Genomic DNA, 12,228 nt, shown 5'->3' with positions numbered 1-12,228 from the left:
GACCGTCCTTCCCGCCCGGGAGGGCGGGATAACGGCCGCACCGCGCGCGATGCGGCGGCCGCGGAGCCCGGTCTCGGGTCAGGGCATCCGCTCATAGGCCGGCAGCGTCAGGAAGTCGGCGTACTCGTCGGCCAGCGCGACCTCCTTGAACAGCTCCGTGGCCCGCTCGAAGAGCGCGGCGTCGAACGCCTGTCCCGCGGTCTCGCGGATCGAGGCGAGCTCGTCGTCGATGACGCGTTCGACCAGCTCCGGGGTGACCTTCGGGCCGTCGTCGAGGGTGACGTCGTTGTGCAGCCACTGCCAGATCTGGGAACGGGAGATCTCCGCGGTGGCGGCGTCCTCCATCAGGTTGTGGATCGCGACCGCGCCGTTGCCGCCCAGCCACGCGGCCAGGTACTGCAGGCCGACGTTGACGTTGCTGCGCAGGCCGCCCTCGGTGATGCCGCCCTCGGCGTCGCTGACCGCGAGCAGCTCCTCGGCCTTGACGGCGACGTCGTCGCGGAGCCGGTCGATCTGGTTGGGCCGCTCGCCCAGGACGCCGTCGAAGATCTCGCGGGCGACCGGGACGAGGTCGGGGTGGGCGACCCAGGAGCCGTCGAAGCCGTCACCGGACTCGCGCGCCTTGTCGTCGCGGACCTTGGCCAGCGCGGTCTTGTTGACCTCGGGGTCGCGGCGGCTGGGGATGAACGCGGCCATGCCGCCGATCGCGTGCGCGCCGCGCCGGTGGCAGGTGCTGACCAGCAGTTCGGTGTAGGCCCGCATGAAGGGTGCGGTCATGGTGACCGCGTTGCGCTCGGGCAGCAGGAAGTCGCGGCCGCGGGTGCGGTGCGTCTTGATGATGCTGAACAGGTAGTCCCAGCGCCCGGCGTTCAGGCCGGCGGAGTGCTCGCGCAGTTCGTAGAGGATCTCCTCCATCTCGAACGCGGCCGGGATGGTCTCGATCAGGACCGTGGCGCGGATGGTGCCGCGCTCGATGCCGAGCGCCTCCTGGGCGTGCACGAAGATGTCGTTCCACAGCCGGGCCTCGAGGTGGCTCTGCATCTTGGGCAGGTAGAAGTAGGGGCCCTTGCCCTTGGCGAGCTGGCGCCGCGCGCAGTGGAAGAAGTACAGCGCGAAGTCGACGATGCCGCCGGAGGTCCGCTCGCCGTCGACCAGGATGTGCTTCTCGTCGAGGTGCCAGCCGCGGGGGCGCACGACGATGGTGGCGAGCTCGGAGTCGTCCTTGAGCGCGTAGCTCTTGCCCTCGGGGGTGCTGAAGTCGACCGCGCGGTCCAGCGCGTCGCGCAGGTTGAGCTGGCCGCCGATCATGTTCTCCCACAGCGGGGTGTTGGCGTCCTCGAAGTCGGCCAGCCACACCTTCGCGCCGGAGTTGAGGGCGTTGATCGTCATCTTGCGGTCGGTGGGGCCGGTGATCTCCACGCGGCGATCGACGATGCCGGGAGCGGGCGGGGCGACCCGCCAGCTCGGATCCTCCCGGACGTTCCTGGTCTCCGGCAGGAAGTCCAGGTCGGCTCCTGCGGAGATCTCCTCCTGGCGGCGCTTGCGCGCGGCGAGCAGCTCCCGGCGCCGGCTCTCGAAGGCGCGGTGCAGGCCGGCGACGAACGCGAGAGCGTCGTCGGTCAGGATCTCGTCGTACCGCTCGTGTCGCGGGCCGATGACCTCGACCCCGGTGGTGGCGCCCATGAATCCATACCTTCCGCATAGCGAAAAAAGCTTTTGTTATGTGGAATATGACGCTACCCTTGTGTGCGATCATGGTCAATGTTGTGACCGTCTCACAGTCCCCGAGGATTTCGTCACATCGGAAGAAGCCGTCTTTTTGCCGAAGAAGTTGCGGGATTTTTGAGACTTGGTCGGCACGACGGCCGGGGTGAACGGTGGGGTGCGGGACGGCGGGCGGTGAAAAACACCGTGCCGTCCGGCGGTTGGCGTGGGACCATCTCAGGGAAGAACCCGCGGTGTTTCCGCGTTGACTCTGGATGGATATGACTACTGCTTTCAACGAACACGATCCCTTCGACGGCGTCGGCCGCGACGCGATCGTCGTCGACGACACAGATGTCGACGCGGTCCCCGCCACCGAGCCCCGCCGTGATGACCACATTCCCGAACAGGGCGAGCTCGAACTGCAGGACCGCCACGCGCTGCGCCGGGTGGCCGGCCTCTCCACCGAACTCGCCGACGTCACCGAGGTCGAGTACCGATCGCTGCGCCTGGAGCGCGTCGTCCTCATCGGCGTGTGGACCAGCGGAACCCAGCTCGACGCCGACAACTCCCTCGTCGAGCTCAAGCAGCTCGCCGAGACCGCCGGTGCCGTGGTGCTGGAAGGCGTCACGCAGCGCAGGCCCAAGCCCGACCCGGCGACCTACGTCGGCCGCGGCAAGGCCGCGGAGCTGCGCGACATCGTGGAGAGCACCGGCGCCGACACCGTCATCTGCGACGGTGAGCTGACGCCCGGCCAGTTGCGCCAACTGGAGGACGTCGTCAAGGTCAAGGTCATCGACCGCACCGCGCTGATCCTGGACATCTTCGCCCAGCACGCCCGCAGCAGGGAGGGCAAGGCGCAGGTGGAGCTCGCGCAGCTCACCTACCTGCTGCCGCGCCTGCGCGGCTGGGGCGACTCGCTGTCCCGGCAGGCCGGCGGCCGCGCCGGCGGCGGCAACGGCGGCGTGGGCCTGCGCGGTCCCGGTGAGACCAAGATCGAGACCGACCGCCGCCGCATCAACAGCAAGATGGCCAAACTGCGCCGCCAGCTCGCGCAGTTGGCCACCGCGCGCGACGTCAAGCGCGACCAGCGCCGCACCCGCCAGGTGCCGGCCGTCGCGATCGCCGGCTACACCAACGCCGGGAAGTCGAGCCTGCTCAACCGGCTCACCGGCGCCGGCGTCCTGGTGGAGAACGCGCTGTTCGCCACGCTGGACCCGACCGTGCGCCAGGCGCGGACCCCCGACGGCCGGGCGTTCACACTCAGCGACACCGTCGGCTTCGTCCGGCACCTGCCGCACCAGTTGGTCGAGGCGTTCCGCTCCACGCTGGAGGAGGTCACCGACGCCGACCTGATCCTGCACGTGGTCGACGGTTCGCACCCCGACCCCGAGCAGCAGCTCGCCTCGGTGCGCGAGGTGTTCGCCGAGATCGGCGCCCAGGACGTCCCCGAACTCGTCATCGTCAACAAGACCGACGCGGCCGACCCCACCGTGCTCAAGCAGCTGCGCACCAAGGAGCCGGGCGCCGTCGAGGTCTCCGCGCGCACCGGCGCGGGCGTCGACGCGCTGATCCGTGCGGTCTCGGAGTCGCTGCCGCTGCTGGACCGCGAGGTCCGGGTCGTGCTGCCCTACGAGCGCGGGGACCTGGTGTCGCGCGTCTACGAGGAGGGCCGCATCGTCGCCGAGGAGCACACTGGAGAGGGCACCGCCCTGCACGCCTGGGTGCCCAAGATGCTGGCCAACCAGTTGGGCGAGTTCGCCGTCCCCGTGGGGTAGCGATTTCGGCCGCAACGGCGGAACACCGGTGGGTGTTCCGCCGTTGGCTGTTTGGTCGCAAGAGCTATACATCGCGTTGGCGAATGAACTACGGTTTCCTTCACTGGCGCGGGATCGTGCCTCGCGGGCTCCCCGGCCGCGAACGATTTTTCTCCGGGCCAGACCATCTGAAGACGAGGTCGTGGAATGACTGTCTGCGGAATCCGGCGTGCCGCCCTGCCCGTGGCGTGGCGGCCGTGACGACGTGGGCGGGCGAGCGGTGAGACGATGACGGTACGACTGCTGACGAACATCGGGCGACTGTGGACGGGAACCGACCTGCTCAGCAACGCCGCGATGATTCTGCAGCACGACCGGGTCGCCTGGGTGGGCCCGGCCTCCGAGCTTCCGCAGAGCCTCCCGGGCGTCATCGACGACATCGTCGACGTCAACGAGGTGGAGAACCTCGGCGGCGGCCTGGTCACCCCCGGACTGATCGACGCCCACACCCACCCGGTCTACGCGGGCAACCGCTACGCCGAGGTCGCCATGCGGGCCAGCGGCGCGTCGAACTCGGAGATCACCGCCGCGGGCGGCGGCGTCGCCTCCACCGTGACGGTGACCAGGGGAACCGACCCGTGGACCCTGTGCAACGGCGTACGGGAGCGGCTGCGGCACTGGCTGCTGTCGGGGACCACCACGGTCGAGGCCAAGACCGGCTACCACCTCACCCGCGACGGCGAGCTGGCCGACGTCCGGCTGCTGCGCGCGCTGGAGGAGGAGCCGGGGATGCCCCGGCTGCACGTGACCTTCTTCGCCGCGCACGCCGTGCCGCCGGAGTACTTCGGTCGGCCGCGCGACTACGTCGACGCGGTCGGTTCATGGCTGAGCGACGCCGCGCAGGCCGGGGCGGACGGAGTCGACGTCTACTGCGACAGCCAGCAGTTCACCCCCGATGACGCGCGCCGGCTGCTGTCCACGGGGCGCGCGGCGGGCCTGCAGACGCGGATGCACGCCTGCGCCAAACCGCGGCACGGCGCCGTGCGGATGGCCGCCGACCTGCAGTGCTCCTCGGTCGACCTGCTGCACGACACCGACGAGGACGACGTGCTGGCGCTGGCCAAATCGAGTACGCCCGTCGTCATCTGCCCCACCTCGTCGCTGCACGAGCGCCGCACCCCGCCGGTGCGGGCGCTGCTGGACCACGGCGTCCCGATCGCGCTGGGCACCGACCACAACCCGGCCCAGTCGGGCTCCACCCTGATGCCGCTGGCCGTGTGCATGGCCATCGCGATGTTCAACATGAGCGTGCTGGAGGCCCTGCGCGCCGCCACCGTCGGCGGCGCGATCGCGCTGGGCGCGACCGACCGCGGCGTGCTCGCGCCGGGCCGCTACGCCGACATGGTCCAGTGGGACGCCGACCACGAGGGCGCGTTCGCCTGGGCCTACGGCCTGAAGGCCCTGCGCGTCTGGCACGGCGGCGAATCGATTCGCTGACGCGGCCGGCCCCGACCCCGGGATCCCTCTTCCCGCCGATCTCGACCTTGGATTTTGACCTCGGCCCCTGGGACTGAGGTCACAAGACCCCCTTGATTTGGACTTGAGGTCAAGACTCGAGCAGGGCGACAACATCGACCGCGAACGGGTCCGCCGGCTCACGGGCCGGCCGGAGCCCGACGGGCCCGGCGCACCGAGGCCGCCGGTTCGCGAGTGGCTGCTCGGCTGGATCGACGGGGAGGCGTCGCGCTTCGAGCAGATGGACTCCCTGCCGGGCTTGATGTGGCACCTCGCGGACGCGTGGGCCCGGCGCGACCGGCACAACGTCGTCCTGGTGCACTACGACGACCTGAAGAACGATCTGGAGGGCGAGATGCGCAGGCTCGCCCTGCTGCTCGACGCCGAGGCGCCGGAGGATGCGTGGCCGGTACCGGTGGAGGCCGCCACGTTCACCGGCATGCGGTCCCGCGCCCACGAGCTCACCTCCGATACCTCGGGGATCCTCAAGGACAGCGCCGCGTTCCTCCGCCGCGGCACCTCCGGTTCGGGCCGCGAACTCCTGACCGGCGACGAACTGGCCCACTACCGCGATCGGGCGGCGCGGACGGCCCCGCCGGACCTGCTGGACCGGCTGCACCGCTGAGAACCTCCCCGCGGCACCGGGGAGGAGGACCGGCGCCGACGGCACCGGAGACGCGGGCGGCGGCGGGAACCGCCGGCGCGGCCCGCGCTCGGCGGTCAGCCCCGCCGAGCGCGGGCCGAGGCGATCTCGATGACGGCGCGCTCCAAGGCGTATGCCGGGTCGCGGCCGGCGCCCTTGATCAGGGCATCGGTCTCGGCGATCACCTGGAGCGCGTGGGCGACGCCCTGCGGGGTCCAGCCCCGGGCCTGCTGGCGCAGCGTCTTGAGCTTCCACGGCGGGACCTTGGCGCGCTTGGCCAGCTCCGCCTCGCTCACGCCGCGGGGAGGCTGGGCCGCCACCGCCAGTCCGCGCACGGCACCGGCCAGCGCGCTGTTGATCAGCACCGGGGCGGTGCCCACCGAGAGCGACCAGCGCAACTGCTCCAGCGCCTCGGGAAGCCTGCCCTCGACGGCGCGGTCGGCCACCGTGAAACCCGAGGCCTCGGCCTTGCCCGTGTGGTAGCGGGCGACCGCCTTCTCGTCGACGCGGCCCTCGGTGTCGGCGATGAGCTGGGTGCACGCCGATGCCAGCTCGCGCAGGTCGTTGCCCACCGCGTCGAGCAGCGCCTGCTGGGCGTCCCGGGTGATCTGGCGGTCGGCCCGGGTGAACTCGTCCTTGATGAAGGCCATCCGCTCGGCGGCCTTGGTGGGCTTGGCGCAGTCGATCCGCGTCGCGCCGGCCTTCACCGCGGCCTCCAGCAGCGCCTTGCCCTTCGCGCCGCCGGCGTGCACCAGGACCAGCAGCACGTCGTCGGCCGGATCCTTCAGGTAGGTGACGACCTCGGCGGCCAGGTCCTTGGTCAGGTCCTGGGCCGAGCGCAGGACCACCACGCGGCGCTCACCGAACAGCGACGGCGAGGTCGCCTCCACCAGCTTGCCGGCGCTCACCTGGCCGGGCACCAGGTCGTGCACGTCCACCTCGGGGTCGTCGGCGCGCGCCGCCGCCACGAGCCCGGCCACGGCACGGTCCACGAGGAGTTCCTCGTCGCCCACGACGACGGACAGGAGGGAGACAGAGGTGGAGCCCATGCATGCAGCATGCCATGCCCGGGGGACACCGGTGTGCGCCTTCCCGCTCCACCTCCCTGGAACCGCCGCAGGGCGGGCACCGTGCGCCCGTTCATCCCTGCCCGCCTTCGCCGCTGCTTTCAGAGCGGGACCACCCGCCGTCCGGCCGACCACGGGGCCGCACGGCCGAACCGTCCCGCGGACGCACCGCGCGGCCTCCGCGGCCCTCGTCAGCGGTGCTCCTCCGGGCCGCGCGCCGCCACGGCCGGCCCGGCCGGACCCGGCAGGACGGCGATGTCGCCGTGCAGGTCGGTGCGGTAGCCGGCCTCGGTCAGCGACGTCAGCATCCGCCACGTGCCGGGTGCAGGGTGGCCGTAGGAATTGCCCGCGCCCACCGAGGTGATGGTGACGCGCGGCCGGGTGGCGGCCAGGAACGCCGGCTCCTGGGTCCGCGCGCCGTGATGCGGGGTCTTCAGCACGTCCACGCCGCGGATGGCGGGCTCGCCCAGCAGGGTGCGCTGGGCCGGCTCCTCGATGTCACCGGTGAGCAGCACCGTCATCGGAGCGGCCGCGGACTCCGGAGGCGGGTTCCAGCGGGCGAGCAGCACCACGCTCGCGTCGTTGGAGTCGGCCACGGTCCCCGGAGGCGGCCACAGCACGCCGAAGTGCCACGGGCCCACGGTGAAGCGGTCCCCGGCCGCGCCCGCCTCCAGCGGGACACCGGCCGCGGCCAGCATCCGCCCGGTCGGCCCCGAGCCGAAACCGGACGGGGCCAGCGCGGCCCGGACCGCACGGTCGCGCAGGATCCCCGAGGCCCCGCCGACGTGGTCGGCGTCATCGTGGGTCAGAACCAGCAGCGCCACCTCGCGCACCCCGAGGTCGCGCAGGCAGCGGTCCACCGGCGCCGGATCGATGCCCGCGTCCACCACGACCGCGCGGCCGTCGCCGGCCGACAGCACGAGGGCGTCGCCCTGCCCCACGTCGCAGGCCACCAGCGCCCACCCGCCCGGCGGCCACATCGGTGCCGCGCACTGCACCAGCACGGCGGTGCCCGCCACGGCCCCAGCGATCGCCAGCAGGGCCCTGCGGAGGCGGCCCCGGACGGCCAGGAGGAGGAGCGCCAGGCCGGCGAGCCCCAGGGCGCCCAGCAGGTCGGCGCGCCAGGGGAGCGCGCCGTGCGGAATCCGCGCACCCGTGTCGGCCACCGCGCCGATCCAGGTCACCGCCGCAGCGGGGACCCAGACGAGGAACCCGGCCGCCGGAACGGAGAGCACGGCCACGCCCGCCACGGCGAACCCGCCCACCGTGGCCACCGGCACCATCGGGCCGGCGAGCACATTGGCCGGCACGGCGACCCAACTGACCTCGGCGGAGAGCACGGTGAGCACCGGGGTGCAGGCCACGTGGGCGGCGACGGTCACGGCGACCGGTTCGGCCAGCCAGCGGGGCAGCCGCGCCGACCAGCGGTCCCGCCACCGCGGTGCCAGCACCACGATCCCGCCCGTGGCCAGCACGGACAGCGCGAAGCCGTAGGAGCGGGCCAGCCCCGGATCGAACAGCAGGAGTCCCACCACTGAGGCGGCCAGGGCGGCGATGCCCGCGCGCTCGCGGCCCAGGGCCAGCGCGACCAGCGCGATCACCCCCATGAAGGCCGCCCGCAGCACGCTCGGTTCCGCCCGCGCCACCAGCACGAAGACCGCGATCATCGCGCCGCCGGCCGCGACGGCGCACCAGGTGGGCAGGCGGCAGAAGCGCGCCAGGCCCAGCGCGGTACCGGTGAGCACCGCGAGGTTGGCACCGGAGACGGTCAGCAGGTGGGTCATGCCGGTGGCCTGGAAATCCTCCTTCGCCTGCGCATCGAGCTCCGAGACGTCACCGACCACCAGCGCGGGGAGCAGGCCGCGCTCGGGCTGGGGCAGCGGCGCGCACGCCTCGCGCAGCCGGGCGCGCGCCGTGCCCGCCAGGGCGTGCGCCCAGGACGGCGCTCCGACCTCGCGCGGCGGACCGCGGACCGCGACCAGGGCGGAGACGAGCCCGCCGGTGCCGGGCGCGAGCGCCTTCCCGGTCAGCACGACCCGCTGGCTCGGCACCAGCCGCCGCCACTGCGGGCCGGAGGCCAGCAGCACCACCGGGACCCGGGTGCGCACCCGGGTCCCGTCGACGACGACCCACGTGCTGCGGGCCTCGATGACGTACTCGGCGCGGCCGGGCTGGGCGGGCCCCGCCCGTGGCCGCGGGTCCATGCTGATGACGACCTCCATGTCGACGCGGCGCTCCTGCTCGGCCAGTGAGGTGACCGGTGACGCCTGCACCGCGGCGAGCCTGCCGCCCGCGGCCAGCGCACCGGCGGCGCCGCACACCAGTACGGCGATCACCGCCGCGGCGGCGGCCTCGCCGCGCGGCAGCCGCAGAGCCGGGGCCAGGACCAGCGCGGCGCAGCCGAGCACGGCGGCCACCACGGCCGCGGTCCAGGGCGGTCCGCCGAGCAGGAGCAGGACGACCAGCCAGGTGCCCGCGGCCGGTGCGCACAGGCGGAGGTCGAGTGGAGCCCGTACTCCGGGGGCGTCGGTGCCCAGGTAGCTCACGAGACACCTCCGACGTGCACCAGCCCGTTGAGGTCGGCGAAGCGCTGCTCGCCGATCCCCGAGACCTCGTGTAGCTGCTCCACCGAGGCGAACCCGCCATTGGCGGTGCGGAAGTCGACGATGCGCTGCGCCAGCACCGGACCGACGCCCGGGAGCGCGTCGAGCTGTTCGAGGGTCGCGGTGTTGAGGTCGATCGGAGCGCCGGACGGCGCACCGGGACCGGGGACGGCACCGCCCCGGGCCCCGGCGGCGTCCGGCGCGGGGGCCACGCCGACCAGGACCTGCTCGCCGTCGACGAGCGGGCGGGCGAGGTTGAGCAGCCCCGGCTCGGTGCCGTCCCTGATCCCGCCGGCCGCGTCGATCGCGTCGGCCACCCGGGACCCGGTCGGCAGCGTGACGACGCCGGGCTCCGCCACCTCACCTCCCACGTGCACGGTGACCTCGCCCTCGGGGGTCTGCGACGGGGAGGAGGACGCCTGGACGCCCGCGTCGGAGGCCGCGGGACCGCTGCCGGCGCGCAGGGCGGGCGCCGGCTCGGGGTCGGCCCGGGCGTGCAGCATGAACCAGCAGGTGGCCAGCACCGCGGCGACGCAGACGCCGAGCAGCGCGCGGACCCCCGTGCGGCCCAGTCGCGGCCGGTCGCCGATGGCCGGGAGGAACCGGGCGAGCAGGGCGTGGATCCGATCGGTGCGCGGGGGATCGTCCGAGACCTCGACGTATCCGGGCGGTGCGCCGTCCGGAGGGGCCGGCGGATCCGGCGCGCGGCGCGGTCGGCGCTCCCTCGCCCCTGTTCCGGCCGGATGCGGTGCGCGGTGCCGCGCGCGAGGCCCGCCGGACCCGGCCCCGCCGTCCGCCGGCACGGCGTAGGGCGGCACCGGGATCGGGTCGACGGCGACGGGACCGGTGCCGTCAGGGGCGCCCCTGACGTCGGCCGAGGGCCCGCCGGCCGAGGGAGCGTCCGCGGAGCGGGAAGCCGATGAGGGAGCGGCGGACGAGGGATCGGTGGTCGGGGGAGCGGCGGACGGGGACTCGGCCGCCGAGGAGGCGACCGGCAGGGGTTCGGTGACCGAGGGGGCGGCCGCAGGGGAGCCGGGGGATCCGGCCGTCGGGGGCTCGACCGGCGACGCGGGCCCGGTCCTCGGGAGCCCGGCCGCAAGGGACTCGGTCAGGGCGCGCAGGCGCCGTGCCGCGGTGTCGTCCGCCGTGCGGGAGGAACGCTGGAAAGGTGGCATGGAAGCCACGCTAGGAACGCCCGCCCCGCCCTGTCGCAGCGAATTCCGCGCCTGTGGACAACCTGCGCCGGCCCCGGGGAGGGCGCCGTTCCGGAGTCCGGTGGCCGGATGGCCACCACCCCTGTCATCGGCTCGGACGCTCCGGCCTCGCGGCATCGGGACACGACGAAGGGCCGCCCTCTTTCGAGAAGAGGGCGGCCCTTCGGTTCAGGCTCACACGGTTCAGGCGGCCTGCTGGACCTTCTCCATGCGCCGAGCGATCGCGCTCTTGCGGTTCGCGGCCTGGTTCTTGTGGATGACGCCCTTGCTCGCGGCCTTGTCGAGCTGGCGAGCGGCGGCCCGCTGCAGGACGACGGCCTGCTCGGTGTTCCCGGCCTCGGCGGCTACGCGGAACTTGCGGATGGCCGTCTTCAGCGACGACTTGACCGCCTTGTTGCGCACGCGGGCCTTCTCGTTCTGCCGGTTGCGCTTCTTCTGCGACTTGATGTTCGCCATGCGAAAACGTGCTCCAGTTAAGTCAGATCGTGCGCCGATCGCGCGGGGAACGCCGGACGTGGGCAGCCGATCCACGACCTGGTTCCGCGGCACACCGACGCAGGTGTGAGTCCGAAGGGCTCATACGGAACGTGGAACGTCCGAGACACGGACTTCCATTATGCCTTCCCCCTCCGAGTGCTCGCACCATGCGAGGTCCGCGCACGGCGGCCCCGGCGGTCTCAGCGGGCCGGGTCCGACCAGCCCTCCTCGAACGCGGCCCAGTTCTCCTCGCTGGTGTCGTCGAGGACGTACAGCGCCATCCCGAAGTCCTCCCTGCGCTCGCCGTGCTCCGACAGCCCGATCCGCACCGCCTCGGTGGCCGCGGCCACGGTCTCGGCCGAGGAGACCGGGCCCCACCCCTCGTGGTCGAAGGAGGGCGCCCCGATGCGCACCGCCACGTCCTCGGGCACGGTCCGCAGGGCCAGGAGGGTCTGGCGCACCATGAACCCGCCGTACAGCGACTCCAGCGGCATCCCCGTGCCGTGGCCGCGGATCACGACCGCGTCGGCCTCCTCGGCGATCCGTTCCAGGTAGCCGGCCGACCAGAACCTCTCCTCGCGCGCCACCAGGAACACGGGCAGCCGCAGCCCGGGGATCAGTTCCACCGGCTGGGCCTCCACGGACAGCAGGTGGTCGGAGCCGATGGCCTCCCGGGTGCGTTCGAGCAGGTCGGGCAGTGACGGGTCGTTGGTGGTGACCGGTGCGATCGCGTAGTGCACCCCGTCGAAGCCCGCGGCCGCGACCTCGCCCGCCGCCGCGGCGGCCGCGGCCCTGGCGTCCTCGTCGAAGCGGTCCTCGGTGAGCGAGGAGCTTTCGGCCGTGTGGCTCATCCAGCCCAGCACGCGCACGTCGGGCAGCTCCCGCCGCACCCGGTCCAGGAACGCGCCCGCCCGCGCGTACCCCTCGGGGGCCAGCGTCCCGTCCGCGCCGATGTCCCCGACGTGGACGTAGAGGTCGGAGAACCCGCCCGCCCGCAGGCGCGGCAGCGCCGCGGCGAACTCCTCCCCGCCCCGGGAGCCGTCGACCCAGGCGTTCCCCAGCCACGCCGCGTCGTCCCCCGTTGACGCCGCCCACGGTGCCTTAGGGCCGGAGAACTGCATGCCCAGCAGCGTTCCCGCGCCCACCGCCACCACGAGAAGGGCTCCAAGACCTGCGAGGATCCGTTTCAGCAGCCACTTCACCGATGTCTCCGCCTCTTCCGGTGTCACATAGCCTTGAACAGGTGCC

9 protein-coding genes are annotated in these 12,228 nt (G+C 73.2%); 3 read left to right on the top strand and 6 right to left on the bottom strand.

Going from position 1 to position 12,228, the window contains the following annotated elements; genetic code table 11:
* Nucleotides 1-78: 78 nt before the first annotated feature.
* On the bottom strand, nucleotides 79-1,683 hold the full coding sequence (gene aceB, locus HDA32_RS20865; protein ID WP_179644817.1) for a malate synthase A: 1,605 nt from the start codon (nucleotides 1,681-1,683) through the stop codon (nucleotides 79-81).
* A gap of 296 nt (nucleotides 1,684-1,979) precedes the next feature.
* Between aceB and hflX the strand changes: the two genes are divergently transcribed.
* The 3 genes from hflX (at nucleotide 1,980) to HDA32_RS20850 (ending at nucleotide 5,601) form a co-directional block, all read left to right on the top strand.
* On the top strand, nucleotides 1,980-3,482 hold the full coding sequence (gene hflX / locus HDA32_RS20860; protein WP_179644816.1) for a GTPase HflX: 1,503 nt from the start codon (nucleotides 1,980-1,982) through the stop codon (nucleotides 3,480-3,482).
* A 267-nt stretch (nucleotides 3,483-3,749) separates the two neighbouring features.
* The gene (gene hutI / locus HDA32_RS20855; RefSeq protein ID WP_179644815.1) at nucleotides 3,750-4,958 is read left to right on the top strand and encodes an imidazolonepropionase; all 1,209 of its coding nucleotides are present in this window, start codon (nucleotides 3,750-3,752) and stop codon (nucleotides 4,956-4,958) included.
* Nucleotides 4,959-5,061: 103 nt separating this feature from the next.
* A complete protein-coding gene (locus tag HDA32_RS20850; RefSeq protein ID WP_179644814.1) occupies nucleotides 5,062-5,601 on the top strand; it encodes a sulfotransferase domain-containing protein in 540 nt (179 codons plus the stop codon).
* A gap of 95 nt (nucleotides 5,602-5,696) precedes the next feature.
* Here HDA32_RS20850 and holA read toward each other — a convergent pair whose 3' ends face one another.
* The 5 genes from holA to HDA32_RS20825 form a co-directional block, all read right to left on the bottom strand.
* The gene (holA, locus tag HDA32_RS20845) at nucleotides 5,697-6,668 is read right to left on the bottom strand and encodes a DNA polymerase III subunit delta (protein ID WP_179644813.1); all 972 of its coding nucleotides are present in this window, start codon (nucleotides 6,666-6,668) and stop codon (nucleotides 5,697-5,699) included.
* A gap of 209 nt (nucleotides 6,669-6,877) precedes the next feature.
* Complete coding sequence (locus tag HDA32_RS20840) at nucleotides 6,878-9,232, bottom strand: ComEC/Rec2 family competence protein (RefSeq protein WP_179644812.1); 2,355 nt, start codon at nucleotides 9,230-9,232, stop codon at nucleotides 6,878-6,880.
* Complete coding sequence (locus tag HDA32_RS30915; protein ID WP_246334436.1) at nucleotides 9,229-10,464, bottom strand: ComEA family DNA-binding protein; 1,236 nt, start codon at nucleotides 10,462-10,464, stop codon at nucleotides 9,229-9,231. Before HDA32_RS30915 ends, HDA32_RS20840 begins: the two co-directional genes overlap by 4 nt.
* Before the next feature lie 222 nt (nucleotides 10,465-10,686).
* The gene (gene rpsT / locus HDA32_RS20830) at nucleotides 10,687-10,959 is read right to left on the bottom strand and encodes a 30S ribosomal protein S20 (RefSeq protein WP_179644811.1); all 273 of its coding nucleotides are present in this window, start codon (nucleotides 10,957-10,959) and stop codon (nucleotides 10,687-10,689) included.
* A gap of 221 nt (nucleotides 10,960-11,180) precedes the next feature.
* A complete protein-coding gene (locus tag HDA32_RS20825; RefSeq protein ID WP_179644810.1) occupies nucleotides 11,181-12,182 on the bottom strand; it encodes a hypothetical protein in 1,002 nt (333 codons plus the stop codon).
* Nucleotides 12,183-12,228 lie beyond the last annotated feature (46 nt).

Source organism: Spinactinospora alkalitolerans, from assembly GCF_013408795.1.
GTDB classification, from domain to species: domain Bacteria; phylum Actinomycetota; class Actinomycetes; order Streptosporangiales; family Streptosporangiaceae; genus Spinactinospora; species Spinactinospora alkalitolerans.
The sequence above is the reverse complement of the archived record's forward strand: the minus strand, read 5'-3'. Positions and strand labels throughout refer to the sequence as shown.